The 26,411-nt window shown below is 56.2% G+C and carries 26 protein-coding genes and 1 tRNA gene; 9 read left to right on the top strand and 18 right to left on the bottom strand.

Annotated elements, in window-relative coordinates; genetic code table 11:
- Positions 1–154 precede the first annotated feature (154 nt).
- The 3 genes from zwf to pgi are packed head-to-tail and all read left to right on the top strand — an operon-like array spanning position 155 to position 3,893.
- Entirely contained in the window at positions 155–1,609 is a 1,455-nt protein-coding gene (gene zwf, locus AKU79_RS04745) for a glucose-6-phosphate dehydrogenase (RefSeq protein ID WP_050522419.1), read from the top strand.
- Complete coding sequence (gene pgl / locus AKU79_RS04740; protein WP_050522418.1) at positions 1,606–2,277, top strand: 6-phosphogluconolactonase; 672 nt, start codon at positions 1,606–1,608, stop codon at positions 2,275–2,277. Before zwf ends, pgl begins: the two co-directional genes overlap by 4 nt.
- A gap of 2 nt (positions 2,278–2,279) precedes the next feature.
- Complete coding sequence (gene pgi / locus AKU79_RS04735; protein ID WP_050522417.1) at positions 2,280–3,893, top strand: glucose-6-phosphate isomerase; 1,614 nt, start codon at positions 2,280–2,282, stop codon at positions 3,891–3,893.
- Positions 3,894–3,950: 57 nt separating this feature from the next.
- Here the strand turns inward: pgi and AKU79_RS04730 are convergent, their stop codons facing one another.
- The 10 genes from AKU79_RS04730 to AKU79_RS19845 form a co-directional block, all read right to left on the bottom strand.
- Positions 3,951–4,301: a RidA family protein gene (locus AKU79_RS04730; RefSeq protein WP_050522416.1), complete on the bottom strand. Its 351-nt coding sequence runs from the start codon at positions 4,299–4,301 to the stop codon at positions 3,951–3,953.
- Positions 4,302–4,403: 102 nt separating this feature from the next.
- Positions 4,404–4,477 (bottom strand) — tRNA-Gly (locus tag AKU79_RS04725).
- Between the two features lie 346 nt (positions 4,478–4,823).
- Positions 4,824–5,375, bottom strand: coding sequence for a fasciclin domain-containing protein (locus tag AKU79_RS04720; protein ID WP_050522415.1), 552 nt, complete (start codon positions 5,373–5,375; stop codon positions 4,824–4,826).
- Between the two features lie 94 nt (positions 5,376–5,469).
- Positions 5,470–6,135 carry an anti-sigma factor gene (locus tag AKU79_RS04715; RefSeq protein WP_050522414.1) on the bottom strand — a complete coding sequence of 222 codons (666 nt, stop codon included), beginning with the start codon at positions 6,133–6,135 and terminating at the stop codon, positions 5,470–5,472.
- Complete coding sequence (locus tag AKU79_RS04710; RefSeq protein ID WP_050522413.1) at positions 6,132–6,677, bottom strand: sigma-70 family RNA polymerase sigma factor; 546 nt, start codon at positions 6,675–6,677, stop codon at positions 6,132–6,134. The genes AKU79_RS04715 and AKU79_RS04710 overlap by 4 nt, the downstream gene beginning before the upstream one ends.
- A 38-nt stretch (positions 6,678–6,715) precedes the next feature.
- Positions 6,716–8,752, bottom strand: a complete 2,037-nt coding sequence (locus AKU79_RS04705) for an ASKHA domain-containing protein (RefSeq protein WP_050522412.1) — start codon at positions 8,750–8,752, stop codon at positions 6,716–6,718.
- A 127-nt stretch (positions 8,753–8,879) separates the two neighbouring features.
- Positions 8,880–10,184 (bottom strand): HlyC/CorC family transporter, encoded by a 1,305-nt coding sequence (locus AKU79_RS04700; protein ID WP_050522411.1) that lies wholly within the window; start codon positions 10,182–10,184, stop codon positions 8,880–8,882.
- A 37-nt stretch (positions 10,185–10,221) separates the two neighbouring features.
- Positions 10,222–11,157: a tyrosine recombinase gene (locus tag AKU79_RS04695; protein WP_050522410.1), complete on the bottom strand. Its 936-nt coding sequence runs from the start codon at positions 11,155–11,157 to the stop codon at positions 10,222–10,224.
- Positions 11,154–12,722: a hypothetical protein gene (locus AKU79_RS04690; RefSeq protein ID WP_050522409.1), complete on the bottom strand. Its 1,569-nt coding sequence runs from the start codon at positions 12,720–12,722 to the stop codon at positions 11,154–11,156. Before AKU79_RS04690 ends, AKU79_RS04695 begins: the two co-directional genes overlap by 4 nt.
- Entirely contained in the window at positions 12,712–12,846 is a 135-nt protein-coding gene (locus AKU79_RS19845; RefSeq protein WP_269430754.1) for a hypothetical protein, read from the bottom strand. The genes AKU79_RS04690 and AKU79_RS19845 overlap by 11 nt, the downstream gene beginning before the upstream one ends.
- A gap of 265 nt (positions 12,847–13,111) precedes the next feature.
- Here AKU79_RS19845 and AKU79_RS04680 point away from each other — a divergent pair, with 265 nt between their 5' ends.
- Entirely contained in the window at positions 13,112–13,648 is a 537-nt protein-coding gene (locus AKU79_RS04680) for a shikimate kinase (RefSeq protein WP_050522743.1), read from the top strand.
- Positions 13,649–13,651: 3 nt separating this feature from the next.
- Positions 13,652–14,767, top strand: coding sequence for a 3-dehydroquinate synthase (gene aroB, locus AKU79_RS04675; protein ID WP_050522407.1), 1,116 nt, complete (start codon positions 13,652–13,654; stop codon positions 14,765–14,767).
- Here aroB and AKU79_RS04670 read toward each other — a convergent pair.
- From AKU79_RS04670 to AKU79_RS04635, 8 genes are all read right to left on the bottom strand, one after another.
- Positions 14,764–15,504 (bottom strand): ABC transporter ATP-binding protein, encoded by a 741-nt coding sequence (locus AKU79_RS04670; protein ID WP_050522406.1) that lies wholly within the window; start codon positions 15,502–15,504, stop codon positions 14,764–14,766. The two genes, aroB and AKU79_RS04670, sit on opposite strands and share 4 nt — an antisense overlap.
- A complete protein-coding gene (locus AKU79_RS04665) occupies positions 15,501–16,358 on the bottom strand; it encodes an ABC transporter ATP-binding protein (protein ID WP_050522405.1) in 858 nt (285 codons plus the stop codon). The genes AKU79_RS04670 and AKU79_RS04665 overlap by 4 nt, the downstream gene beginning before the upstream one ends.
- Positions 16,358–17,266 (bottom strand): ABC transporter permease, encoded by a 909-nt coding sequence (locus AKU79_RS04660; protein WP_050522404.1) that lies wholly within the window; start codon positions 17,264–17,266, stop codon positions 16,358–16,360. The genes AKU79_RS04665 and AKU79_RS04660 overlap by 1 nt, the downstream gene beginning before the upstream one ends.
- 12 nt (positions 17,267–17,278) lie before the next feature.
- A complete protein-coding gene (locus tag AKU79_RS04655; RefSeq protein ID WP_050522403.1) occupies positions 17,279–18,337 on the bottom strand; it encodes an ABC transporter permease in 1,059 nt (352 codons plus the stop codon).
- Positions 18,337–19,932, bottom strand: coding sequence for an ABC transporter substrate-binding protein (locus tag AKU79_RS04650; RefSeq protein ID WP_050522402.1), 1,596 nt, complete (start codon positions 19,930–19,932; stop codon positions 18,337–18,339). Before AKU79_RS04650 ends, AKU79_RS04655 begins: the two co-directional genes overlap by 1 nt.
- Before the next feature lie 48 nt (positions 19,933–19,980).
- Positions 19,981–21,042, bottom strand: a complete 1,062-nt coding sequence (locus tag AKU79_RS04645; RefSeq protein ID WP_082223925.1) for a dipeptidase — start codon at positions 21,040–21,042, stop codon at positions 19,981–19,983.
- Positions 21,043–21,185: 143 nt separating this feature from the next.
- On the bottom strand, positions 21,186–22,403 hold the full coding sequence (locus tag AKU79_RS04640; protein WP_050522401.1) for an NAD(P)/FAD-dependent oxidoreductase: 1,218 nt from the start codon (positions 22,401–22,403) through the stop codon (positions 21,186–21,188).
- A 135-nt stretch (positions 22,404–22,538) separates the two neighbouring features.
- On the bottom strand, positions 22,539–22,754 hold the full coding sequence (locus AKU79_RS04635) for a DUF1127 domain-containing protein (protein WP_050522400.1): 216 nt from the start codon (positions 22,752–22,754) through the stop codon (positions 22,539–22,541).
- Between the two features lie 87 nt (positions 22,755–22,841).
- Here AKU79_RS04635 and AKU79_RS04630 point away from each other — a divergent pair, with 87 nt between their 5' ends.
- The 4 genes from AKU79_RS04630 (at position 22,842) to AKU79_RS04615 (ending at position 26,408) form a co-directional block, all read left to right on the top strand.
- Entirely contained in the window at positions 22,842–24,245 is a 1,404-nt protein-coding gene (locus AKU79_RS04630) for an aminotransferase-like domain-containing protein (RefSeq protein ID WP_050522399.1), read from the top strand.
- Between the two features lie 109 nt (positions 24,246–24,354).
- Positions 24,355–24,615 carry a hypothetical protein gene (locus AKU79_RS04625; RefSeq protein WP_050522398.1) on the top strand — a complete coding sequence of 87 codons (261 nt, stop codon included), beginning with the start codon at positions 24,355–24,357 and terminating at the stop codon, positions 24,613–24,615.
- A 99-nt stretch (positions 24,616–24,714) separates the two neighbouring features.
- Complete coding sequence (locus AKU79_RS04620) at positions 24,715–25,602, top strand: ABC transporter permease (protein ID WP_050522397.1); 888 nt, start codon at positions 24,715–24,717, stop codon at positions 25,600–25,602.
- Entirely contained in the window at positions 25,602–26,408 is an 807-nt protein-coding gene (locus AKU79_RS04615; RefSeq protein WP_050522396.1) for an ABC transporter permease, read from the top strand. Before AKU79_RS04620 ends, AKU79_RS04615 begins: the two co-directional genes overlap by 1 nt.
- Positions 26,409–26,411: the final 3 nt, after the last annotated feature.

The following is a 26,411-nucleotide window of genomic DNA, read 5'->3' as shown; positions in this document are numbered from 1 at the left end:
GGGCAGCACTTGGCAAGTAATCCTGAGCCAAACACTGCCCATTTTCAAAAGACGGTTCTGTCTTTAACATCTCAGTGCTAGACAGGGGCGGCATAGCAGGGTAAATACAGGCTCGTTAGCGCTAACAATTCTTGGATACCCAGAGAGGAAGCTCATGGTCTCGCGCGTCATTCCGGTGGAAGCCTTTGATCTTGTGGTGTTTGGTGGCACCGGAGATCTGGCACAACGCAAAATCATCCCGGGCCTGTACCGGCGTTTCTGGGCGGGGCAGATTCCGGCCGATAGTAATATTATTGGTGCGGCAAGGTCAGAACTTGACGACAAAGGCTTTCAAGATCTGGCACGTGCCGCCATTGCCGAATTCGTCGCCAAAGATAAATGTGACCCCGAAACCATCGATGCCTTTATCGCACGTCTGGGCTATGTCGCAATTGATGCCAAGGGCAAGGACGGATGGGCCGCGCTGAAATCACGTATGCGCGCGAATGTCGTGCACGCGTTTTATTTCTCGGTTGCGCCGTCGTTGTTTGGCGATTTGGCCGAGCGGCTGCATGACCATAAGATCGCCAACAAAAGCAGCCGCGTAGTTGTCGAAAAGCCTTTTGGCCGCGATCTGGAAAGCGCCAAGGCGTTGAACGCCGTTCTGGCTAAGCATTTTGACGAAACCCAGATTTACCGGATCGACCACTATCTTGGTAAAGAAACGGTGCAGAACCTGATGGCAGTGCGTTTTGCCAATATTCTGTTCGAGCCGCTTTGGAAATCTGAATATATCGACCATGTGCAAATCACGGTGGCCGAAACCGTCTCGGTTGATGGGCGCGGCGCCTATTACGATAAGTCGGGCGCGATGCGTGATATGGTGCAAAACCATATGATGCAGCTTTTGTGCCTTATCGCGATGGAGCCGCCATACCATTTCGACCCCGATGCCGTGCGCGACGAAAAGCTGAAGGTTATCCGCGCGTTGGACCCGGTAAAACCCGAGGATATTGTGCGCGGCCAGTATTTGGCAGGCAACGGGCAGGGCGGCTATGTTGAGCATTCCGAAGACCCCGCCAGCAAAACCGAAAGCTATATCGCGCTGAAAGTAAATGTTTCCAACTGGCGTTGGAAAGGTACACCGTTCTATCTGCGCACAGGCAAACGTCTGCGCGCCCGTGCTTCTGAGATCGCGATCACTTTCCGCGAGCCGCCGCATTCGATCTTTGACGATGCCGAAGGTTGGCGCGAGAATGTGCTTGTCATCCGGCTTCAGCCGAATGAAGGCATGAACCTGATGGTGATGATCAAGGAACCGGGGCCGGGCGGTATGCGTTTGACGCAAGTACCTTTGGACATGAGCTTTGCCGATGCCTTGGGCGAAGACGGCGCGGATATTCCTGATGCCTATGAGCGGCTGATTATGGATGTGATCCGTGGCAACCAGACGTTGTTCATGCGGGGAGATGAGGTCGAGGCTGCTTGGGCCTGGACTGACCCGATCATCCAAGGCTGGGAAGCCCGCGGTGACAAGCCAAAAGGCTATGATGCGGGATCCTCGGGCCCCGAAGATGCATTGATGTTGATGCACCGCGACGGGCGGCGCTGGCGGGAGATACGCGAATGAACCTCATCGAATATGCTGATCGTGAAATGCTGATGATGTCGCTGGCCAATAAAATCGCTGGCCAATTGGGGGATGTGTTGCGGCAAAAAGGGCGGGCGAGCCTGTCTGTTCCCGGCGGCACTACGCCGGGTCCGGTGTTTGACATGCTTTCGGCCACCACGCTCGACTGGGCGAATGTGGCTGTGTTTTTGAACGACGAACGCTGGGTGAATGAAGACAGCCCGCGGTCGAATACGCGGCTTTTGCGCCAGCGGTTGTTGCAAAGCAATGCGGCGGCCGCGCAACTGGTGCCGCTCTACGCGCCAACTGACGCGCCCGAAGAATCGATGGTTGCACTGTCGGATGGCATTACCCCGCATTTACCAATTTCTGTTTTGCTGCTGGGGATGGGCGCCGATATGCACACGGCTTCTCTTTTCCCGGGCGCTGATCGGCTGGCAGAGGCATTGGCCGATGATGCGCCAAACCTGCTGCCTATGCGCGCGGATGGTGCGGGTGAGCCACGGATCACACTGACCGCGCCCGTGTTAAAGGGCGCACAGCACATCCATATTCTGATCACAGGGGCTGACAAACGCGATGCCCTTGAACGTGCAGCCAAGCTGCCGGTGACCGAGGCACCAGTGCGCTGTGTGCTTGACGATGCAACAATCCATTGGGCGGAATAACGATGAAACAACAATGGCAAGCGCTTCGCGCATATCAAGAGAAACTTGCAGGCCACAGCATCGCAGCCTCATTGGCAGGCACGACCCGCGCCAGCGATTTTTCGCTGCGGCACGGTGATATGCTTTTCGATTATTCGAAAACCAGCATTGATGCTACGGCAATGGCACAGTTGCTGAACCTGGCCGAAACAGCCGGTGTCGCGCAAAAGCGCGAGGCGATGTTTTCCGGCGCCAAGATCAATGAAACTGAAGGCCGTGCTGTGTTGCATACGGCCCTGCGCAACCTGAATGCGGCCGTAAAGGTTGATGGCGAAAACGTCATGCCGCCCGTGCGTGCCACTTATGCCCGCATGGTCGCATTTGCCCGTGACATTCGTGAAGGCAAGATCAAAGGCCAGGGTGGTGCCTATACCGATGTGGTGAATATCGGGATTGGCGGATCGGATTTGGGGCCCGCGATGGCCTATCTGGCGCTGGCGCCTTTTGCTGACGGGCCGCGCTGCCATTTTGTCAGCAATGTCGATGGCGCGCATATTCATGATACGTTGCGGGGGCTGAACCCCGAAACCACGCTTGTTATCGTAGCCTCGAAAACCTTTACCACCATTGAAACTATGACCAACGCCGAAACCGCGCGGGTCTGGATTGCGTCAAAGGTTTCTGACCCTGCGGCACAGTTTGCGGCTGTTTCAACATCGGCCGAGAAAACCGCGGCTTTTGGCATTGATGCCGCACGGGTGTTCGGTTTTGACGATTGGGTTGGCGGGCGCTATTCGATGTGGGGGCCGATTGGCCTGTCGTTGATGCTGGCAATCGGGCCTGCGGGTTTTGATGATTTTCTGGCGGGTGCCGCCGATATGGACGCGCATTTCCGCCATGCCGCGCCTGCGCAAAACCTGCCCATTTTGCTGGCCTTGGTTGGCATCTGGCACAACCAGATTTGCGGCTACACCACCCGCGCCGTGCTGCCCTATGACCAGCGCCTGACACGGTTGCCCGCTTATTTGCAGCAGCTGGAAATGGAAAGCAACGGCAAGCGCGTGTCGATGGATGGCGCTGATCTGGCGGAACACTCTGGCCCTGTGGTTTGGGGCGAGCCGGGCACAAACGGTCAACATGCGTTCTATCAGCTGATCCACCAAGGCACGCGCATCGTGCCTTGCGAATTTATCGTGACCCGCCAAGGGCATGAACCTGACTTGGCACATCAGCACCTGTTGTTGGTTGCCAACTGCCTTGCTCAATCCGAAGCGCTGATGCGTGGCCGTTCCTTGGCCGAAGCGACTGCTATCATGGCGAAAAAGGGCCTGACCGGTGCGGAATTGGATCGCCAGGCGCGTCACCGAGTATTTCCCGGAAACCGGCCTTCGACCACACTGGCAATTCCAAAGCTGACGCCGTTTACGCTGGGCCAGATTGTTGCCTTGTACGAACATCGCGTGTTTGTCGAAGGCGTAATTTTGGGGCTGAATTCCTTTGACCAGTGGGGTGTTGAGCTGGGCAAAGAGTTGGCCGTGGCCTTGCAGCCAATCCTTGAAGGCAAGGAAACTGCGACCAGCAAGGATGCGTCAACGCAGATGCTTGTAAACTATCTGATGGCACCTGCCGACAAGTAAGCAAAAAGGGCGGGTCTTGATTGACCCGCCCTTTCTAATTTCTGCACCGTTCTTGCATCAAGGCAAAGCAGCGGTCACGATTACTTCGACCTTGTAGGCCGGCGCTGCCAATTTGGATTCGCCCGTTGCACGGCCAGGCGTGTGGCCAGCCGGTACCCAAGCATCCCAAACCGCATTCATTTCAGCGAAATCCGCCATATCGGCCAGCCAGATTTGTACCATCAGCATGCGGGTTTTATCGGTTCCGGCGGCTGCCAGAATACGGTCAACCTCGGCCAGACAATCCTGAGTTTGCTGAGTGACGGACGCGTTTGGCGTGCCAACCTGACCGGCCAAGTAAACAGTGCCATTGTGAACAACTGCTTCGCTCATACGCGGGCCAACGCCGATACGGGTAATCTCTGCCATGGGATGCTCCTTTATGCATGCAATACCACTGCCTAGCCTGAGCAGAGCGGCATGAAAAGGGGGCTGCCATAGCACGTGCGTTAAAAGCTTAGGTTTTGGGATTGGAGCGGGTGAAGGGAATCGAACCCTCGTATTCAGCTTGGGAAGCTGCTGCTCTACCATTGAGCTACACCCGCATCTTTCGCCCAAATAGGACAGCCGCGCGCCGCCGTCAAGCAAGATGCGCGGTCGGGAGGGGAAATGCATCTTGGTTGCGTTGCTATGCGTGGACGATTTGCAACCGCCGCCATGGATTTGCCGGAAATGTATGTGCCCAAATTTGGCGGCAAGCATTGTATTTTAGGGCGTAGTGGGTCTTCGCGGCCCAAACGGGCGGCATCATGCTGCAGAAGAACAAATTGTTCAAAGCCCCCTGGAAAAATATCCAGAGGGCTTTTGGTTCGGTCGACACATCGATGCATACTCGTAAAAACCGAACCAGCCGGGGCGGGCAAGGGGGACAGGAACACCGCCCCAAAGCAATTACATTTTTGGCAGCATGACAGTGTCGATCACATGGATCACACCGTTGGATTGCTTGACGTCAGCGATCGTGACGGTGGCAACATTGCCGTTTTCATCCGTCAGTTTGACCATGTCGCCTTCATAACTTGCCTGCAATGTGCAGCCGCCAAGCGTTGGCACAGGGTGCTTGCCGCCATCATCGGCAATCATTTTGTTCAGCGCGTCCAACATCACAGCCTTGCCAACGACATGGCAGGTCAAAATCTTGGTCAGCTGATCTTTGTTTTCCGGCTTGATCAAGGTTTCAACGGTGCCTGCTGGCAATTTGGCGAATGCGTCATTGGTGGGCGCAAACACGGTGAACGGGCCTTTGCCTTGCAGCGTTTCAACAAGGCCAGCTGCTGTGACAGCCGCAACCAGCGTGGTGTGATCTGCCGAGTTCACGGCGTTTTCAACAATGTTTTTGTCTTCGAACATGGCAGCGCCGCCAACCATCGGGTTTTCGGCCAGCGCCATCCCCGACATCAAAGCAAAAGCAGCGGTGAGGGAAGCGATACGTTTGGTCAACATGGTGTTTCTCCGTTTCATCCAAGGGCCAATCCCTTTGGTATGCTCGAAGTTACGGAGGCGATTGTGGGAAAGTTTCAGCGCAGTGAAAAAACTTTTAGATTTTTTCGATAACGCCTGTCACCAAGACAGGACCTGTCGGCGCACCGGTGGTCGAACCGCCCGCAGGCTCTAGGCTAACGGCCAGTACCATGCCGGGCGCAAGGCCGGTTGTGGCTAAGGTTTGATCTGTACCGGTAATCAGGCCCAATGACACAGGTGCTGCATTGCCTACAATCAACCACAGCTCATGCACGCGGCCAGATTCGGCCTCTGACCCTGAAATACGGGTGATATGCAATTCATTGCCGCGCAGGCCCACTTGATAGCGCAGATCGCTGTTTTCGGCGGCAAGCGTGGTCAGCGGCGTAAAGGGCAGCGGCGCGCTTGGCAAATAGATCAGCACGGCCACACCCAATGCCGCTGCAATTGATGCACCGCCAAACCAGCTTTTCCAATACGACAACCTATGCTTAGGCTTGGACGGCACACCGAATATGCGCGCTTCTATCTGTGGCAGCAGATTAGGGGCAGGGGCATCTGCATAATCGGCATTCAGAGGTGCTAGCCGCGCCTGCCACCGTTCGACGGCCAGCGCGAAATGCGCGTCACGCCTGATGCGGGTGGTTGCGACCTCGCGTTCCTGCAGCGTCAGGGTGCCAAGCACATATTCGGCGGCAAGCAGGTCTGTTGCGTCTTTTTCGGGGATGTCAGGTTCGGTCATCGGTCCAAACACTCCCGTAAGGCTAGAAGGCTGCGGCGCAGCCATGTGCGCATGGTGTTCAGCGGCACGCTAAATTGCACGGCCAAGTCTTCGTAAGACAGGCCTTCAAGATAGGCACCCTGCACAGCCGCAGAACGATCAGGTGCAAGTTCACCAAAGCATTTAACTGCGCGGCGTGCCTCGCCCTCGGCCATCAGCGATTGCAACACGCCGCGGCCTTTGTCGGCCACTTGCGCCACGGCTTCGCCATCGTCATTGTTCGACTGCACGGATCGGCTGCGCAGGCGGTCAATCGCATGGTTTCGCGCGATGGTGATGAGCCAAGTCATGCCACGACCTTTGTCCGCATCAAAGCGGGCAGCACGCAGCCATACTCGGGTGTAAACTTCTTGTAATGCATCTTCTGCCTCGGATCTATTTCCCAAGATACGCAGCAGAACGCCCATAAGTTTCGAAGATGTTGCCGAATAGATATCACGAAACGCCGCGCGGTCTTGCGCGGCGATGCGGGTCAGAAGCGTGGCTATCGGATCATCGGTCATGGCGCGACCCTATCAGGCTTGCATGTGCCGTCAATCCGTTAGCCGCGCCGCCGCCTGCGTCCGCCACCTTCGCCATCGCCGGTGTTAAAGTTCACATCCGGCAGGGTGAGGATGGAAAACAGGTTGGGGAAGCTTTCCACGGCGTTCGGAATGTTTGATGCATTCACAAAATGCTCTTGAAAACGCGGCTCAATCGCGGTCTCAATCTTGTGGATCTGGCTGACGGTATATTCCACTTCGGCCCGCGCCTTGCGGTTCAGCAGTGCAATGCGTGCGCCGGTACCTGCAGCATTCCCAGCCGAGGAAACCTTGTTCAGCGGCACATCGGGGATCATGCCCAACACCATCGCATGTTTAGGGCTGATATGCGCGCCGAACGCGCCGGCCAGCACGATACGATCGACTTTATCAACGCCAAATTTGTCCATAAGCAAACGCGCGCCAGAATAGAGCGCCGCTTTGGCCATCTGGATTTCGCGAATATCTCGGTTGGTCACAGTTATGCGCGGCCCACCTTCGGCCGTGCCATCCCAGATTAGATAGGAATGCGTGCGACCGTCTTGAAAAATCCGGTCGGTGCCGGTCTGCTCGGGCGAGCCAATCAACCCCGGCCCATCGACCAACCCCGCCATTCGCATTTCTGCGACCATCTCGATGATACCAGAGCCGCAAATACCAGTGATGCCTGTTGTGGCAATGGCCGCGTCAAAGCCTGCCTCATCTGACCAGAGATCCGACCCGATCACCTTGAAACGCGGCTCTTTGGTCACGGGGTCAATTTCAACCCGCTCAATCGCACCGGGGGCGGCACGTTGGCCGGAACTGATTTGCGCGCCTTCAAAGGCGGGGCCGGTGGGCGAGGAACAGGCCAAAACCTTTTCCTCATTTCCCAACAGAATTTCGGCATTGGTGCCAACATCAACCACCAACACCAGATCTTTTGACTTTTCCGGAGCCTCGGACAGGGCCACCGCTGCCGCATCTGCGCCGACATGACCTGCGATGCAGGGCAGAATATAGACCCGCGCCGAGGGGTGCAGCTGCAAATCCAGATCGCGGGCGGTCAGGTGCAAACTGCCCGAAGTGGCCAACGCAAAGGGCGCTTGGCCCAGCTCATATGGGTCGATCCCTAAGAACAGGTGGTGCATCACCGGGTTGCAGACAAAGACTGCATCCATAATCAGGCCTTTGTCGATGCCCGCTTCTTCGCTGATATTGGCGAACAACGTGTTCATACCCGCGCGCACGGCAGCAGTCATTTCGGCCGCGCCTGTCTCATTCATCATCGAATAGCTGACGCGGCTCATCAAATCCTCACCAAAGCGGATTTGCGGGTTCATCAGGCCCGATGATGCCAATACTTCGCCCGAGCGCAAATCGCACAAGTGCCCCGCGATGGTCGTTGACCCCAAATCAACCGCAACGCCGTATATCGTGCCTTCATACAGGCCCGGCCAGAGGTGCATGATGCGCGGAACCTCGTCATCGCGTTCGCGGTGCAGGGCAACTGTGACCTTCCATTCGCCCTTGCGCAATGTGGTTTGCAACCGCGTTAAAACCGACAGATCGGCCCGTACCGCCGCAACCTGCCATTGGTCGCGCAGCGCCATCGACAGCCGCTCAAAATCACCCGAGGGGTCGTGCATATCCGGCTCGGTCACTTCGACGTAATGCAATGTTACAGATGGATCGAGATGGATTTGCCGTGCCTCGGCCCGCTTGCGGATAACCTGCTTATGAACCTGGCTTTCAGGCGGCACGTCAATGACCACATCGCCTTGCACCTTGGCCTGACAGCCCAGCCGCCGCCCGTCAATCAACCCGCGCTTGGATTTATAGCGTTCCTCGACAGCGTTCCATTCCGACAGCGCGCCTTCGGACACTGTCACCCCATGCTTGGCAAACTCGCCATAGCCGGGGCTGATCTGGCATTTGGAACAAATCCCGCGCCCCCCACAGACAGAGTCCAGATCGACCCCCAGCTGCCGTGCAGCAGCTAGAACCGGCGTTCCCAGCGCAAAGCGCCCACGCTTGCCCGAAGGGGTGAAAATTACCAATGCATCAGGGGTGGTCATAGCTAATCCTTACTTTGTCCCACATCGTTCTAGGCTGTGGTGCGCCCATAGCAATGCCTTAAAGCGGCAATTCACGGTCGGTTTCGCCGCGATCGAACGGCGGCCTGACCAGATAGATCATTTCAGGCTATAAAGGGCGGATTTTCAGCATGGTGATGCGGTTTTCCTTGCGCGTCACTACCTCAAACCGAAAGCCGTGAAAGCTGAACACCTGGCCTTCATTCGGGATCAGCTGTGCCTCATGGATGACAAAGCCTGCAACGGTGTTTGCTTCGTCATCGGCAAGGCCCCAATCAGTGATCCGGTTCAAGTCGCGGATCGTCATCGCGCCTTCGACGATGTAATCGCCGGCATCGGTACGGGCAAGCGCGTGGTCTTTTTCCACAACGTCAAACTCGTCACGAATTTCGCCGACGATTTCCTCAAGAATATCTTCCAGCGTGATCAAGCCGCGGAGGGCGCCATATTCATCAACCACCAGAGCGAAATGCGTGCGCCGCTTCAGAAACTGGCGCATTTGCTCATCCAACGGGGTCGTGTCTGGCACGAAATACGGCTTCATCGCGACCTTGAGGATGTCTAGATCGGTCAGTTTGGCAATCCGCCCTGCGCCGGTACGCAACAGCCTGTCCACCTCGCGCAGCAGGTCTTTGGCATGCACTACTCCAAGGATGTTTTCGTCGTCGCCCCGATACACTGGCAGGCGCGTATGCGGCGAGGCAAGGACCTGGCTTAAAATATCTCCCGGAGATTTTTCTGCGTCGATCATCTCGATATCGCGGCGGTGACGCATGATTTCTTCGACGGTGCGATCATTCAGGTCAAGCGCACCCAGCAGACGGTCGCGGTCTTCTTTTTCGACCGAACCCTCGGAATGGCCAAGTGCGATAGCGCCGGCAATTTCTTCGCGCATGGCAAGGATATTGCTGTCAGGGTCTGTGCGCACGCCAAAAACATACAAAATCCCCCGCACCAAGGCCCGCACCAAATTCACCACCGGCGAAAAAATCGGAATGATAAGGCGGATAACAGGGGCAACCCTTGCCGCGGCAGATTCCGCATTGGTGATGGCATAAGTTTTGGGCAAAACTTCCGCAAAGATCAGCACAAGTGCAGTCATCACCAGCGTCGCCATTGCAACGCCGCTTTCGCCAAACAGGCGCGTCATCAAGGCCGTCGCCAATGAGGCCGACAAAATATTTACCACGTTATTGCCCAACAGCAATGCGCCGATCAGCTTTTCGCTATCATCGGTCACTTTCAGCGCCGTGGCAGCCCCAGCCGAACCACGATCGGCCTGTGACCTCAACTTACCCCGCGATGCCGCCGTCAGCGCTGTTTCCGACCCCGAGAAAAAAGCAGAGAGCACCAACAGGCAAAGAATTGCTCCTGCAGTCAGCCAAAGTCCGGTGTCAAAAATACTGTCGGTCACGTCGAATTTCCTATCGTTGCAATGCCCCGGCGCGGGTTCAGCCTTTGCGCGCCAAAGGGTGGTGGTTCAGCACCAGTGCTTTTAGATGTTCATCCAGCACATGGGTATAGATTTCAGTCGATGAAAGATCGGCATGGCCCAATAAAGTTTGGATCACCCGTAAATCGGCCCCACCTGCCAAAAGATGCGTCGCAAAGGCATGGCGCAGTGTGTGCGGTGTGACAGACGTGGGGTCCAGCCCGGCCTTTAGCGCAATCGCTTTTAGCAGCACAAAAAACTGTTGTCGGGTCAAATGCCCTGCGGCACCACGGCCGGGAAACAAGAACTTTGAGGCCTTGGCGCCTTTGGCATGTGCAGCCTTGTCGGCAGCATCCCGCACGTGCAACCATTCGGCCAAAACAGCCTTGGCGGGGGCTGACAGTGGCACCATCCGTTCTTTGCCGCCTTTGCCGCGCACCAAGATCATGGCTGGACCGCCACGCGCTGCGGCGACGGGAAGTTCGACCAACTCTGATACCCGCATGCCAGTGGCATAGATCATTTCAATCAAACACCGGTTGCGGGTGGCCTCTTCGGTGGTGCGACCGATTTGCGGGGCGGCTGCAATCAGGGCATTTACCGCAGCCAGATCCAGCGTTTTTGGCAAGGTCGCGGCCTTGCCCGGCCCTTTGATGCGCAAGCCCGGGTTATCCTCGCGCCAGCCTTCTTCAAAGGCAAAGCGCATCATCTGCCGAATAGCAGAAAGCCTGCGCGCGCGCGTGGATTTGGATAATCCCTGTGCATCACAATAAATCAGATAAGCCTCTATGCCCTCGCGCTCAACGGTCCGAAGGCCGTCCGAACGCGCTTCCAGCCACTCGGAAAAATCAAGCAAATCTCGGCCATAAGCCAGCCTTGTATTGCGGGCTGCATCCAATTCTGCGGCCATCGCCTCAAGGAAGACAGATACCCAGCGCCCATGTTCGGCATTCATCCGCGCCGCTCCAATAGCATCAGTTCAAGCGAGGTGCGCCGCGCAAGGTCTTCCAACCCCACTTGGCGAAACAGCGCCAATCCATCGGTCACGCCACGCAAATCGCCGTTCACCCCGCGTTGTATCAGATCAACCGCTTGTAAAATCGCCTCACCCAAGCGCTTTTCAGCCAAGAGCGCCATCAGATCTGTCGGCGGGGCAGGGCGCACAAACGCAGGTGCAATCGCGCGGGCAAGACTATTGGGCGGCGTTACCCCTTGCAAGTTGCCCTTGGCCAACCCGATCAGAAAGGCCTCGGCCGTGTCGGCGGCAGTCCGGCGGTTGGCAGCTTGTTCATAGCGCGATGACAGCAGCTCTACTTTGAACGCCAAAGCTGCTGCGGCATCGGTCAACGGCAAACGCATGAGCCGTTCCGAAAACAGTTCGGCAAAGGTCACTTCAAGCCCTGCCTGTTCCATCATTTTCCATGCATTGGGCAGGCTTTCAGCAACGGCACCCGGGTCGGCAGCCTGCAAAGCGGTATCAAAGCGCTGAAACGCCTCAACCCGGTCCCACACCCCGCCCGACGCCGCAGGCAGGCGCTGCGTATAAATGCCGAGCAAGGCATTCGGGGCTAAAACCGAGGCGCGGCCCAGCCGTTCCGCCGCCTCTAGCTGTGCTTTCCAACCAGCTGTCTCGCGCAGTTCTGCATGTGAAAAGGCCAGCGGCAGCGGTGCAGTCGGTAGGCCTTCACCAATCGCTTCCAGCATCCGCCATGCTAGCGGCGTTACGGGCGATGGCGGTTCCAGTGGCGGCTCGCCTTCAAAAAGGTCTGGGTCCAGGAACCGCGACAACAGCGCATCATCCGCCGCATCCACATAACCCAAAGCCTGCGCCATCCGCAGTGTCAGCGCACCGCCGGCCCAATCGCCCGCGCGGGCAAGACAAAAGATCCGCGCAGGATAGGTCGGGGCAAGATCTGGCGTCTCGCGCAGATAGGTGCAGGCTTGATCCTCTTGGCCGGTCAGCATGGCAATGTCGAAATAGCGGCGAAAGATGTCGGGCGGCATTTTACCCGAGGCTTTCACCAAAGCATCCGCTTCGTTCAAGGCGCCCATCTCTAACAACTTGTCAATGCGCGCGCGCAGCAAAATCCCGCGCCCTCCCGCATCGGCCGGCGCTGCCGCCTGCGCAAGCATGAGTGTCATCAAAACCTGCTGCAAAGATGGCAGAGAATCATCGCGCTTTTGCGAAATCAACGCGGCAATTTTCTCGGTTTCACCCAAACCCCAAAGATCATTTGGCAAGCCGGTCACGCGGGGCGGCAAAATACCCGCAGAATCTGGCGATGGCCCACCCAGAACCGAGACGATCACGTTTTCAGGGATGGCGCCGCCCGCGCCAGTTACGTCCGGCTCGGAAGGCGGTAGCGGTTGCGCCGGGGTTGAGACCGAGCTTGAAAGCCAGTCGATTGCCGACATCGGTGCCTCGGCCCCCACTGTACAAGGCGTCAGCCCAATTCCCGTGACCAATGCACATAGACGCCAAATCGGTCGGCCAAAGGTTAGTTTGGCGTTACTGCCCATCCAGAACCACCGGTTTGGTTACAATTTGTTGTTGCGGCGACAAATCACCCAAATAGGCAAAACCCGTCAGGCCAATCAGCCCCAGTACCACCAAGAATACCACACCTTTGAATATCAGTTTCATGCCATCGCCTTTTTGCCCGCGCCCCAGATGCCGAAATCTTCCATTGATGTGGGGTTTCATCCCCTGCAATCAACGGCGTTCCGGTCTTTCCCATTTCGCTATACACGCATTCATAGCCGAGTTCACGCCCTTGCGCAAAATTTTGCGGGCAGAATGGCGGTGCTGCGCCGATTTTCCCGCCAAAGCAGGCAATGCGGGACTGGACACGCAACAACGATGGCCGCTATTGGGAAGAGATGGTTTTCGTAAAAAGGTTACGTTTGGGATGAGGCTTAAGAAGTCCGTCGTTTTGGTTGGCATGATGGGGGCGGGAAAAACCGCCGTCGGCACGCAACTTGCACGGATTCTTTCGGTGCCTTTTATCGATTCAGACGATGCCATCGTTGCCGCCGCCAACCGCAGTATCGCCGAGATATTTGAACGTGATGGTGAACCGTTTTTCCGGCAAAAGGAATCTCAGGTGATCGGGCGTTTGCTCGAAGGCCCGCCTTGTGTGCTGTCAACCGGTGGGGGGGCGTTCATGTCACCCTTAAACCGGCAGATGATGGCTGCCCAGGGGGTTTCGGTCTGGCTTTGTGCTGATCTTGATCTGTTGTGGCAACGCGTGCGGCACAAAACCACGCGGCCATTGCTGCGTACATCCAACCCACGCGCCACATTGAAAGAGATTTATGATTTGCGTGTGCCGGTTTACGCGTTGGCAGATCTGAAAGTAGATGCTGCGCCAGAGCTGTCTATCGACGAAATGGCGAATAGGGTGCGCGAGGCGCTGCTGACGCGGCCTGATGTTTTAGAAGGGTAAAAGATGCAGACCGATATCGTGAGGGTAGAGCTGGGATCGCGCAGCTATGACGTGCGCATCGCGGATGGCCTGATTGATCGGGCAGGGGCCGAAATCGCGCCGTTCTTGCGCAGGCGCCGCGCCGCGATTGTCACCGATGAAACGGTGGGTGCGTTGCACCTTGCGCGTCTGCAGGCAGCCCTTTCGGCGCATGGCATCGACAGCACGGCTCTGGCCTTGCCCCCGGGCGAAGGTACCAAGGCCTGGCCGCAGTTTACGCGCTGTGTGGAATGGCTGCTGGATCAAAAGGTCGAACGCAAGGATTTGGTCATCGCCTTTGGCGGCGGGGTGATCGGTGATCTGGTCGGCTTTGCTGCGGCTGTTTTGCGCCGTGGCGTGGGGTTTGTGCAAATCCCGACCTCGTTGCTGGCGCAGGTTGACAGCTCGGTCGGCGGTAAAACCGGCATAAACGCACCCCAAGGCAAAAACCTGATCGGGGCCTTTCACCAGCCGACTTTGGTACTGGCCGATATTGGCCTGCTGGGCACCCTAACCCCGCGCGATTTTCTGTCGGGCTATGGTGAGGTGGCAAAATACGGCCTGCTGGGTGATGAGGCGTTTTTTACGTGGTTGGAAAAAAATGGCCCCGCTTTGGCTGCAGGCGATGTGGCCGCGCGTCAATATGCCGTAAAACGCTCGGTTGAAATGAAGGCCGAGATTGTCGCGCGCGATGAAACCGAAGAAGGCGACCGCGCGCTTTTAAACCTTGGCCATACATTCTGCCACGCGTTGGAACATGCCACCGGTTTTGGCGATCGCTTGCTGCATGGCGAAGGCGTGGCAGTTGGCTGCGCGCTGGCATTTGAGCTGAGCATGCGCCTTGGCCTGTGCAGCCAAGAGGCCCCCAGCCGTGTGCGCGCGCATTTGCGGGCTATGGGGATGAAGGTCGATATTGCCGATATTAAAGGCGACCTGCCTTCTGCCGAAGGGCTGCTTGCGCTGATGGCACAGGATAAAAAGGTGGTCGATGGCCAGCTGCGCTTTATCCTTGCGCGCGGCATTGGCGAAAGTCTTGTCGCCAGCGATGTGCCGGGTGATGTGGTTTTGGCCTTGCTGACGGATGCTTTGCGGGGCCGCTAAACAGACGCGGCAAGCAGGCTTTGTGAATAGGGGTGCTTGGCCTCCATCCGGCGCAAGGTGTCCACACCCATCACCTCGACAATCTCGCCCCCCTTCATCACTGCCAGCCGTTCGCACATGTGGCCCACAACCGACAAATCATGCGATACCATCACATAGGTCAGCGCATGTTCGCGGCGCAGATCGACCAACAGGTTCAAAATCTCGGCCTGCACGGATACGTCCAAGGCGCTGGTAGGTTCATCCAGCAGAAGCAGCGCGGGCTGCGGTGCCAAGGCCCGCGCAATCGCCACGCGCTGGCGTTGCCCGCCTGACAGCTGATGCGGATAACGAAAGCGGAACTTTTGCCCAAGGCCGACATCATCCAGCAGCTTGACCACCCGCGCGTCGATATCCTTAAACCCGTGCAGTTGCAGGGTTTCTCCCAAAACCTGATCAACCGAGTGGCGCGGATGAAGCGAGGCATAAGGGTCCTGGAACACCATCTGCACCGTCTTATAAAACGTCTTTGGCCGCACCTTGCCCAGTGCCAAACCATCGACAACCATCCGCCCCGACCACAATGGCGCCAGACCCGAAATCGCGCGCAAAATCGTCGATTTGCCCGACCCGCTTTCGCCGACAAGGCCGAAGCTCTCGCCCCGGGCCACCGTGAAACTGGCGTCTTTAACTGCATCCACACGGTCACGCCCATGACCAAACCAGACGTTCAGTTTTTCAATCTCTAACATGCTCATACTCGGCCACTCACGCTTGGCGCCTCTGACCACGCAGGGTCACGTTTCAACACTTCCAAATGATCGCGTGGTGCATCCAATCGCGGCAATGAATTCAACAGGCCGCGCGTATAGGGGTGCTTGGCCTCGTTCAATTTATCCGCTTTGCAGATCTCGACTATCCGGCCTGCATACATAATCAATACACGGTCGCAAAAATCGGCGACTAAGTTCAGATCATGGCTGATGAATATCAGCCCCATGCCACGGTCTTTGACAAGTTTATCCATGATGTCCAACACTTGCCGTTGAACGGAAACATCCAGCGCCGATGTCGGCTCATCCGCGATCAGAATCTCGGGGTTTGGAATCAGCATCATCGCGATCATGATCCGCTGCCCCATGCCGCCCGACATCTCATGCGGATAGGCGCGCATCACGCGCTCGGCGTCGCGGATCGAAACCGCCTCTAGCATTTCCAAGGCTTTCGCATAGGCATCAGCGTGGCTAACCTTGTTATGCTGGCGATACGCCTCGATGATTTGGGCGCCAATGGTCATCACGGGGTTCAGCGAAAACTTGGGGTCTTGCATCACCATTGAAATGCGCTTGCCCCGCACAGCACGCATTTCTTTTTCCGTCTTTTTCATCAGATCGTCACCGCCAAGGCTGATCTGCGTGGCCTCAACAATCCCGGGCGAACGGATTAGGCGCAAAATGGCGCGACCGGTCATCGACTTGCCCGAACCAGATTCGCCCACAATTCCCAGCCGTTCGCGCCCCAGCGTGAATGACACGCCGCGCACGGCATCAAACACCCCCTGGCGAGACGGAAACTTGACCCAAAGGTCCTCTACATCCAGCAAGGTTTCCATTATTCACCGCCTTTCGGGTCCAGCACGTCGCGCAGGCCATCCCCCAGCAGGTTGAACGCCAAAGACACGGTAAAGATTGCAAGGCCGGGCATGGTCGCAACCCACCAATGGTCCAGAATAAACCTGCGCCCTTCGGAAATCATCGCCCCCCATTCGGGGCTCGGGGGCTGCGCACCAAGGCCAAGAAAGCCGAGTCCGGCCGCTGCCAGAATGATGCCAGCCATATCCAGCGTTACCCGCACAATCAGGCTGGATATGCACAAAGGCCAGATGTGGCGCGTGATAATCCGCATCGCACCGGCCCCTTGCAGCTGGATTGCCGAAATATAGTCAGCCGCCCGAATGGTCAGCGTTTCGGCCCGCGCAATCCGTGCATAAGGGGGCCAAGCGGTCAGCGAAATCGCCAGCACCGCGTTTTCAATGCCAGCGCCCATCGCCGCCACAAAGGCCAGCGCCAGAACCAGCCGTGGAAAGGCCAGAAAAATATCGGTGATGCGCATCAAGACCACATCAACCCAGCCGCCCGCATAGCCCGAAACAGTGCCAACCAGCAGCCCCGCCACAGGCGCAATCAGCGCAACCAGTGCCACGATATAAAGGGTGATCCGGCTGCCATAGATCAGTCGTGACAGAATATCACGCCCCAAACTATCGGTACCCAACACATGGCTATCGGTGCCCAAAGGTGCCAATCGGTTGCCTAAATCCTGCACAAACGGGTCATGCGGGGCCAAAAGCGGCGCAAACAGCGCAACCGCCACCAGCGCCAGCAAAATGCACAACCCTATCATCGCCATCGTATTGCCGCGAAAAGACAACCAGCCATGATACAGCGCTGAAAGCTTGGCATGTCTGCGCGAGGTGGGGGTATCGGTCAGCAGCCATTGCCGCAAAGATTGCTCGGCCATTATTTAGCCCTTCTATTTCGCACGGGGGTCAAAGACCTTGTACAGCAGGTCGGAAAATATGTTCAACAAGATGAACACAAGGCCCACCACAACCGTACCGCCCAGAACTGCATTCATATCCGCCGACAGCAGCGCCGTGGTGATATAGCTGCCAATCCCCGGCCAGCTAAAGATAATCTCGGTCAGAACCGAACCTTCCAGCAGCCCCGCATAGGACAACGCAATCACGGTGATCAATTGCACGCGGATGTTGCGGAAAGCATGCTTCCACACCACATCCCATTCCGACATGCCTTTGACGCGGGCGGTGGTAATATATTCTGCGCTCATTTGCTCCAGCATGAAACTGCGCGTCATCCGGCTGATATAGGCCAATGAATAATAACCCAGTAATGATGCCGGCAGCACGATATGGCTGAAGGCGTCTTTCAGCACCGTCCAGTTACGGTCAAGGATACTATCAACCAAGATCATCCCCGTGACGGATGGCACGATATCTTCATAGAAAATACCCACACGTCCCGGCCCGCCAACCCAGCCGAGCATACCGTAAAATACCAGCAAACCCATCAGGCCCAGCCAGAAAATAGGCATTGAATATCCAACAAGTGCGACGACCCGTGCCACTTGGTCAATCCACGACCCTTTGCGCACGGCCGCAACCACGCCCAAAGGCACGCCAAGGAATATCCCGAAAAACACACCCAAGGTCGCCAGTTCTAACGTGGCCGGAAACACCCGCGCAATATCCTCAGAAACAGGCCGCGCGTTCAGCAAGGACATGCCGAAATCGCCGTGCATCACATCCCACAGGTAATAGCCAAATTGCACAACGACCGGCTTATCCAGACCCAGTTGCGTGTAAACGGCATTATAGGTCGATTGCGAGGCACGCTCGCCTACAATCGCCAACACCGGGTCAATCGGCATCACCCGTCCGATGACAAAGGTGATAAACACCAAGCCCAGCATCGTAACCGCAATAGAGCCGACAGTTTTCAACGTGCCGGTCACCCAAAGGGGAAGAGGCGCACGGCTGCGCGCCCCCCCGTTTTCACTGGCCTGCGCCATTATTTGGTGACTTTTTTGTAGTCAGCCGAACTGATCGCTTCACCGGTGGTGAAGTTCTTTACATTGTCGCGCACGCCATCCTGTTCAATTTGCTGGAACATGATGACAAAGGGCGAGGTTTCACGGAATTTTGCCTGAATTTCCTGATACAGTGCAATCCGCTTTTCTGTGTCGCCTTCGGTCACGGCAGCTTCGGTCAAAGGTGTCAGACCATCTGTGTCCCAAGCCAGACGCCATGCCAGCAGACCGGTTGCTTTGGCTTCCAGGCTGTTGTCAGGGTTATAGGCGAATGTGCCTGCGTTGGTTTGTGGATCGGGGTAATCCGGGCCCCAAGCTTCCAAAGACATATCCAGTTCACGCGCGCGATAACGGTCAAGGATCTGCTTGCCGGTTCCGACTGTGATATTCACCTTGATGCCCGCCTGCGCGGCAGTGTTTTGGAAGGATTGCGCAATCTCGATGCGTTCCTGCGCTTCACGCACGCCAACCTCGATTTCAAGGTTTTCAACCCCTGCCTCTTTCAGCAATTCCTTAGCCTTTTCAATGTTCAGGCTATACGGATTTTCATTTGAGGCACCCAGATAGGTTGCAGGCAAGAAGTTCTGATGGGTCGTATACTGACCATTCAAAAAGCTGTTTTGCATGCCTTCATAATCGACCAGATACTTGAACGCTTCGCGCACTTTTGGCTTTGACAGTACGGGGTGCGTCTGGTTCAGGCCCAGATACATCAAGCGGCCTTTCAGCTCTTCTTGAATGGTCACACCTGCCGCAGACCGCACACCGGCCACATCTTCGGGGTTCAGGTTGCGGGCCACGTCAATATCGCCGGCCTCAAGCAGCAAACGCTGGCTGGCGCTTTCTTGTACATGGCGCACGATCACGCGCTCCATCGCTGGCTTGCCGCCGTAATAGCCGTCAAAGGCCTGCATGGTCACAGATTCGTTCGGCTTCCAGCTAACCAGCGAATAGGGGCCAGAACCGGCCGAGTTGGTCGCAAGCCAGGCATTGCCCATATCGCCATCGACTTCGTGCTCCATCGCCAGCTTCTTATCAACCACCGAGCCGATCGTTGCAGTCAGGCAGTTCAACACGAAAGATGTCGCATAGCGTTTGTCGGTGGTGATGGTCAGCGTATTGCCATCAGCCTTGATCATCTCGGCCACGTTTTCAGGCGTGAACCCGAATTGCGTCAAAATAAATGCAGGTGTCTTGTTCAGCAAAACAGCGCGTTGCAGCGACCAAGCGGCATCTTCTGCCGTCACAGGGTTGCCCGACTGGAACATAACACCTTCGCGCATGGTAAAGGTGATGGATTTTCCGTCCTCAGACACGGCCCAGCTTTCGGCCAGGTCAGGCACATAGCCTTTGCTGTAATCCAACGGGTCAAAGTTTACCAGTTTGCTGTAAATGTTCTGATTCACGTCTGACCCTGCAAATTCAAAGCTTTGCGCAGGGTCCATCGTGGTGATGTCATCAATCCGGTTGGCAACAACCAACATATTCGCCGGTGTTTCGGCAAAAGTAGCCACGGATGTAAAGCTAAGCGCCACAGCCATCGTGGCACCCGCAAGTGTATGTTTCCAAATATTCATAACGTAAACCTCTCTGTTGATTAGCATTTCTTCGGGGCAGGGTAGGGGTTACGCCCCCCAGGTTTTCTCCAGCACCCGAAGCCAGTTCTCATGGCAAAGCTTGGCAACCAATGCCTTGCCATATCCGTGTTGGATCATCGCTGCACGCAATGCAGGCAGGCCTGCACAACTCGTTACATCCTCGGGCACAACGGCGCCGTCGTAATCCGACCCAAGGCCGACGCGATCTTCGCCGACATGTTCGATCAAATGGTCCAGATGCCGCAACATCTGCGTTAGCGGCACATCTGCCAGCATCTTGCCATCATCGCGCAAGAAAGCCACAGCAAAGTTCAAACCCACCATCCCGTCACTTTCGCGAATGGCTGCCAACTGCATGTCGGTCAGGTTGCGCGAATGCGGGCAAATCACATGGGCGTTGGAATGGGTGGCCACCAAAGGCGCGTCTGATATCCGCGCCACATCCCAGAAACCGGCCTCATTCAGATGCGACAGATCTAGCATGATCTTCAAGTCGTTACAGCGCTTGACCAAACGCACACCAGCCTCGGTCAGGCCGCCGCCGATATCAGGGCTGGAAGGGTACCGAAACGGCACGCCTTCACCAAAAATCGTCGGCCTGCTCCACACCGGACCAATAGACCGCAGGCCGGCGTGATACAGCACGTCAAGCGTGTGCAGATCGGGGTCAATACCTTCGGCGCCCTCAATATGAAATATTGCGGCCATGACACCGCTGGCCAAAGCCGCGCGAATATCGGCTACCGTGCGGCAGATTTTCAGCGCACCAATCCGCTCCATTTCAAACAGAATCGCGGCTTGGGCCATAACCACGGGGGCCGCATCGGCCCAGTCAATCGCATCAGGCAAAACCAGCTGATACTCCGGCTTTGTCATCTCTTCAAACTTTAGCGACAGATCCGTGGGTGACGGCACATAGACCGCGAAAAACCCGCCGCCAAAACCGCCAGCCTTGGCCGAGGGCACATCAACCGCACCGGGGCAACCTGTCAGAAAACTGGCCGCCGCCGAAACCCCGCCTGCACGGTACAGCTTTAGCAAAACGTCATTATGTCCATCAAAAACCAGCGGATGCAGCTGTTCAGTCACGCAATGCCCTCCAAAGCAATTGGCACTACGCTAACGCATTTTTGGTCTCGCGCCAGACCCATGATCGTATTTTTATGACCTAATGGTAAAAAAAGTGCGCCTTGCTTTGCTGAAATCGTGAATTTGCTTATTTCTCAATCACTTCAGATAATCGCCTTTTCCACAAAGGCCGCCCCTTTCGCAATCCGGTCAAACCCGAGCGGCGACAGATCAAGGCTGCGATATTCCCCATAAATCACCCATTCGGACAGCCCGCGCCCCATCGCAGGCGATTGCTGTAGGCCATGGCCGGAAAATCCGTTCAGGAACAGAAAGTTCGTTAATCCATCATGCGGGCCCACAATGGCGTTCTGGTCAAGTGTATTCAGGTCATAATGCCCGACCCATTCGCGCATGACCTTGATGGATTCAAACTGCGGAATACGCGCGGCAATCACCGGCCAGATGTGGCTTTCCCACAGGCTATAATCAGCCGCGAAATCGTCAAAACCGACAGCCGGGTCATGATCGCTATGCCCGCCAGCCATATAGCTTGCCGCGCCATCCTGCCGGAAATGCACGCCCGAAGGGTCAATGGTCAGGGGTAGGGGGCGGTCCAACGGACGCTCGGCGCTAAAGACCCAAGTGTGGCGTTTGCGCGGTTCGACCGGAATCAGTATGCCCGCCATCGCCGCCGTTTTCGCACCGCGCGTGCCCGACGCATTCACCACTTGCCCGCACTGAACAACCTGCCCCGAGGCGAGTGTCACACTTTCCACGCGCGTGCCCGCGGCGTTGCGATTGATTGCGACAACTTCATTCGCAATATATTCGGCCCCAAGTTTCCGAGCCTGACGCCGGAACATATCAAACAGAGTGATTCCGTCGAAATATCCTTCGTCACGGGTGTTTATGCTGCCTAAAACAAGGTCATCTACCGCATAAAACGGATATGCGGCCTTAATCTCGTCGGGCGTCAGCAGCTGGGTGCCTGCACCTTCCGCCAGCTGCACTTTTTGGCTCGCGCGCAAAATATCTGCAAAACCGGCTGTATCGGCCAGATACATATAGCCGAAATTCTGGATTTTCAGCTGGGGCGCGTCTGCCCCCATAAGGCGCGGCAAGTCTTGAACAAACGCCGCCCCGAACTGCGAGATTTGCACATTCAGCGCCGTCGAAAACTGCTGCCGGATGCAAGAGTTGGTGTGCGATGTCGCGGCATCCCGATAGCTCGGATCACGTTCGACCACCAAAACCCTACCGTCAAAATCGGGGTTGCTGGCCAAAAACCACGCTGCAGATGATCCCATCATTGCGCCGCCCACGATTACGACATCATAAGATGCGTGCTGCGGTGCCTCCAGCTTTCCCAAGCTTGCCATTCAATCCTCCGGCATTCGTTTTGCGCAAGGTTACAGCCAGATACTGATGCCAATGCAAGCGCGATCGGCTGCATTCATTAAATAAAAGGCCCACGAATGACGCGGGCCTTTGGAAATATCATAGGGAAAATTCGTTTAGCCTTTCCAGAAAGCTTTTTGGTGTTCCAACTCTGCTTCATGTTGGCTCAGGCCGATGTCACTTAGCATATGTTTATCCAAATGGCTTAGCGCGCGTCGGGTTTGGCGACGTTGTTCCCATTTCAGAATGGTGACAGCCAGCGCAAACACGGCAGATGCCACTGGGGGCAGCGGGCGAATTGCGATCAACGTCTCAAAATTCTGATATGACATAGGAAACCTCATTTGTACGCATACAATCCGGATTGACTGCATGCGTACAATATTGCAAACTTGCCAAAACAACGCCAGAGGTACTTTGTGACCAATACAAATTGGCTGCCAGATTTGACACAATATCCCGGCCCCAAATATTTGGCGCTGGTCCGCGCCTTGCGCGAAGCCATTCGGATGGGCGTTTTGCCGCCCGACAGCCAGCTGCCCACAGTGCGCGAACTGGCCTGGCAAATCAAAGTCACTCCGGGAACGGTCTCGCGTGCGTACCAATTGGCCACGCAAGAGGGGCTTTTGGCGGCAACAGTCGGGCGTGGTACTTTTGTGGCCATGTCGACGCCGCGCTTTGGCCCAACGCAAAGCTTTTATGCCGAGCGCGACCCGGCTTCTTTGACAGGGCGTATCGATATGCGTTCACCGCGAATGCCCGATGTCGGGCAGGGGGCGGCGTTCAATGCGGCATTGGCCACTATGAATGGTACAATTTCCTCCAGTTGGCTCGACTACCCCAGTCAACGCGACGAGGAAAGGTTGCGCGAAGGGATTGTCGGTTGGTTGCAGGGGCGGGTACTTGGCCCACTGTCTTCCGATGATATCGCGCTTAGTTATGGTGGCCAAAATGCCATTAACTTGGTGCTGCAATGTTGCCTGCGCGGTGATCGGCCGATGGTGCTGATCGAAGACCTTGCCTATGCAGGGTTTCGCCACGCCGCCCGCCTGTCGCGCGCCGAACCCCTGGCGATAGAGGTGGATGAGGAAGGAATGCGCCCCGATGCGCTTGAGGCGGCCTGCCGCAAGCACAGCCCGCAGGTGCTGTGCGTCACGACCGAGGCGCAAAATCCAACGACAGTACGAATGCCCGAACACAGGCGGATAGAGATCGCCCAGATCGCAAAAACCTATGAAATTCAGATCATTGAGGATGATTGTTATTCTATCGCCCAAAGCAATCTTCCGTCTTTGCGGGCATTGGCGCCAGATCGCACCTGGTATATCGCCAGTTTTTCCAAAAGCATTTCGGCGGCATTACGGCTTGGCTATGTTGTTTGCCCGAACGGGATGGGGCAAGCTGGCCGCCTGACAGCACAGCACAGCTTTTTCGGCCTCGCGCGGCCGGTCTCGGATCTCTGCACCGCGCTGCTGGACAGTGGCGTGGCACAAGAATTGCGCTTAGCAGTGCAGGCCGGCTTTTCAGACCGGCTGGAAGGTGTGGTCAATGTACTGGGCGCTTATGATCTTGCGTGGCAGCAAGGCTTGCCATTTGTCTGGTTGCGGCTGCCTTCGGGGTGGCGTGCATCGGTTTTTGCGCGGATGGCCGAAACCGAAGGCGTCTTGCTGCGTTCGGCGGATGAGTTCGCGTTAATTCATGGCCGGGCACCAAATGCTGTGCGTCTGGCACTGCCCGGCAACCATAGCAGGGGTCAGATCGAAGATGCCTGTCGAAGACTTGCGCGCCTGCTGGAAAGTCCTCCATCCGAGCTTTCTGTGTAATTGTTGCATTTCAATCGCTTCTGCGTGATCAGCGATCAAATCACTTGACCTGACGTGACGCTCTGAGCGATGATTGCCGGTAGAGCAGTTATATAAAAAGAGACCCAAAATGGGATATCAATCAGGTTTTCACGCACCCAATGGGGGCGCGCAGTTTCTTGGATTCCGCAAAGCACGCAACGGTGGTACCGAAGTCGTTTTTGATGATGGCGTCAGCCGCCGCATGGTTTGGCGCGTGTCCAGCCAGCATGTGAACGAAGCCCAGCTGTCTGAGGCCCTTCGCAGTGCGGTTTTGGCATTAAAGGTTGTGCCAGCGCTGATTTCCGAGGTCGGCAAACGTGCGATTGCGCTAGAGCGTATTGGCGTCTGACATCGCTCTGCACCAAGCCCATGCAAATACGCTCTTTTCACACGCGAATTCCTGTGTAAGACATAGTGTTTAGCAACTGTGAATTAGGTGGGCGGCACAATGGGCGCTGAATCGCGATGGAGCAAATGGCGCCAGTCTGAAGGCGCAAACGGATTGCTGATGGTTAGCCCAACGGCAATTTACGCCATTTTGATGTTGGCCGCGCCACTTGGTACAATTTTTCTGTATAGTTTTTTGACCGACGGCTATCTCGAGATCATCCGTCAATTCACCGTCGCCAACTATGTCGAGGCGTGGACGAATGAATTGTACCGCTCGGTGATGATCCGGTCGTTGGGCGTAGCGATGACCGTTACGTTTGTGACTGTCATTTTGGCCTTTCCTGTTGCGTATTTTGTTAGCTTTCATGTCGAAGCATCGAAAAAGTCGCTTTGGCTGTTTCTGATTACCATCCCGTTCTGGACCAGCTATCTGATCCGCGTGTTCTTGTGGAAAGTCATATTGGGCTATAACGGCGTGGTAAACTCGGGCCTCATCGGGCTTGGTATTATCGATCAACCGCTTGATTTTATTCTGTATAATGTAAATTCGGTTGTCATCACCCTAGCCCATGCCTATGCACCCTTTGCCATTTTGCCAATCTTTGTTGCGTTGGAAAAGATCGACCGCAGCTTGCTAGAGGCGGGGCAGGATTTGGGCGAAACCAAGTTCAGGACATTCCTGCGGGTCACTTTGCCTTTGGCGATGCCGGGCGTGATTGCCTCGGTTCTTATTGTGTTTATTCCGACCATCGGCGATTACGTCACGCCGCAACTTGTGGGTGGCCCCGAGGGCCGGATGGTCGCAAACCTGATCCAGCTACAATATCTCAAGCTTGATAATTATCCGCTCGGTTCGGCCATTGCGGTTTCGGCGATGGCGATTGTAACTTTGGTCAGCCTTGCCTTTATCGGGCTCAATCGTCGTTATCTGAAGGGGCCAAAGTGATGAAGGGAAGATGGTTCAAGGTCTATGCCATTGGGTATTTGCTGTTCCTTTACGCGCCAATCATCATTTTGCCGATGTTTGCCTTTAACGATGCGACAGTGATCGCCTTTCCGCTGACCGGCTTTTCGACCCGCTGGTTTGCCGCGATGTTCGAGCAGCCAACACTTGGTCTTGCGGTGAAAAACTCGTTGTTTATCGCAATTACCTCATCGATATTGGCGACCACTTTGGGCATTTTTGCCGCGCGCGCCTCAACGCGCTATCGTTTTCCGATGAAGGCAGGGATCATGGGGTTAATCATGCTTCCACTGGTGCTGCCAGAGATTATTGTCGCCGTATCTTTGCTGGTCGTCCTGCTGGGCATGGGGGTAAACCTGTCGCTGTGGACGGTGATTTTGGGGCATGTGCTGATTTGCACCCCTTTCACCATTGCGATTCTGTCATCAGCATTTCAATCGCTTGATCAAAGTCTGGAAGAGGCCGCCTATGATTTGGGCGAAACCGCTGCATCGACCTTTCGCCTGATTATTTTACCGCTGGTCATGCCGGGGATTATTTCCAGCCTGCTGATCTCGTTTACCATCAGTCTTGATGAGTTCATCATCGCGTTTTTCCTTGCGGGCACCGAGCCGACTTTGCCTGTGTTCATCTTCTCGCAGTTCCGCTTTCCGGCCGCAGTGCCGGTGATCATGGCGCTGGGGACTGTGCTCGTCTGCTTGTCGATTGTTTTGCTAACTATTGCTGAATTTTTCCGTCGCCGCGGGATCGCGAAAACCGGCGGAAAAGATACCGGAGGCTTCCTGTGACCG

This window comes from Pseudorhodobacter wandonensis (assembly GCF_001202035.1).
GTDB classification, from domain to species: domain Bacteria; phylum Pseudomonadota; class Alphaproteobacteria; order Rhodobacterales; family Rhodobacteraceae; genus Pseudorhodobacter; species Pseudorhodobacter wandonensis.
The sequence above is the reverse complement of the archived record's forward strand: the minus strand, read 5'-3'. Positions and strand labels throughout refer to the sequence as shown.

Bases quoted from the DNA above. Each gene is read 5' to 3' on its own strand.
- zwf (WP_050522419.1), top strand. From the start codon at position 155: ATGGTCTCGCGCGTCATTCCGGTGGAAGCCTTTGATCTTGTGGTGTTT.
- pgl (WP_050522418.1), top strand. From the start codon at position 1,606: ATGAACCTCATCGAATATGCTGATCGTGAAATGCTGATGATGTCGCTG.
- pgi (WP_050522417.1), top strand. From the start codon at position 2,280: ATGAAACAACAATGGCAAGCGCTTCGCGCATATCAAGAGAAACTTGCA.
- AKU79_RS04730 (WP_050522416.1), bottom strand. From the start codon at position 4,301: ATGGCAGAGATTACCCGTATCGGCGTTGGCCCGCGTATGAGCGAAGCA.
- AKU79_RS04720 (WP_050522415.1), bottom strand. From the start codon at position 5,375: ATGTTGACCAAACGTATCGCTTCCCTCACCGCTGCTTTTGCTTTGATG.
- AKU79_RS04715 (WP_050522414.1), bottom strand. From the start codon at position 6,135: ATGACCGAACCTGACATCCCCGAAAAAGACGCAACAGACCTGCTTGCC.
- AKU79_RS04710 (WP_050522413.1), bottom strand. From the start codon at position 6,677: ATGACCGATGATCCGATAGCCACGCTTCTGACCCGCATCGCCGCGCAA.
- AKU79_RS04705 (WP_050522412.1), bottom strand. From the start codon at position 8,752: ATGACCACCCCTGATGCATTGGTAATTTTCACCCCTTCGGGCAAGCGT.
- AKU79_RS04695 (WP_050522410.1), bottom strand. From the start codon at position 11,157: ATGAATGCCGAACATGGGCGCTGGGTATCTGTCTTCCTTGAGGCGATG.
- AKU79_RS04690 (WP_050522409.1), bottom strand. From the start codon at position 12,722: ATGGGCAGTAACGCCAAACTAACCTTTGGCCGACCGATTTGGCGTCTA.
- AKU79_RS19845 (WP_269430754.1), bottom strand. From the start codon at position 12,846: ATGAAACTGATATTCAAAGGTGTGGTATTCTTGGTGGTACTGGGGCTG.
- AKU79_RS04680 (WP_050522743.1), top strand. From the start codon at position 13,112: ATGAGGCTTAAGAAGTCCGTCGTTTTGGTTGGCATGATGGGGGCGGGA.
- aroB (WP_050522407.1), top strand. From the start codon at position 13,652: ATGCAGACCGATATCGTGAGGGTAGAGCTGGGATCGCGCAGCTATGAC.
- AKU79_RS04670 (WP_050522406.1), bottom strand. From the start codon at position 15,504: ATGAGCATGTTAGAGATTGAAAAACTGAACGTCTGGTTTGGTCATGGG.
- AKU79_RS04665 (WP_050522405.1), bottom strand. From the start codon at position 16,358: ATGGAAACCTTGCTGGATGTAGAGGACCTTTGGGTCAAGTTTCCGTCT.
- AKU79_RS04660 (WP_050522404.1), bottom strand. From the start codon at position 17,266: ATGGCCGAGCAATCTTTGCGGCAATGGCTGCTGACCGATACCCCCACC.
- AKU79_RS04655 (WP_050522403.1), bottom strand. From the start codon at position 18,337: ATGGCGCAGGCCAGTGAAAACGGGGGGGCGCGCAGCCGTGCGCCTCTT.
- AKU79_RS04650 (WP_050522402.1), bottom strand. From the start codon at position 19,932: ATGAATATTTGGAAACATACACTTGCGGGTGCCACGATGGCTGTGGCG.
- AKU79_RS04640 (WP_050522401.1), bottom strand. From the start codon at position 22,403: ATGGCAAGCTTGGGAAAGCTGGAGGCACCGCAGCACGCATCTTATGAT.
- AKU79_RS04635 (WP_050522400.1), bottom strand. From the start codon at position 22,754: ATGTCATATCAGAATTTTGAGACGTTGATCGCAATTCGCCCGCTGCCC.
- AKU79_RS04625 (WP_050522398.1), top strand. From the start codon at position 24,355: ATGGGATATCAATCAGGTTTTCACGCACCCAATGGGGGCGCGCAGTTT.
- AKU79_RS04620 (WP_050522397.1), top strand. From the start codon at position 24,715: ATGGGCGCTGAATCGCGATGGAGCAAATGGCGCCAGTCTGAAGGCGCA.
- AKU79_RS04615 (WP_050522396.1), top strand. From the start codon at position 25,602: ATGAAGGGAAGATGGTTCAAGGTCTATGCCATTGGGTATTTGCTGTTC.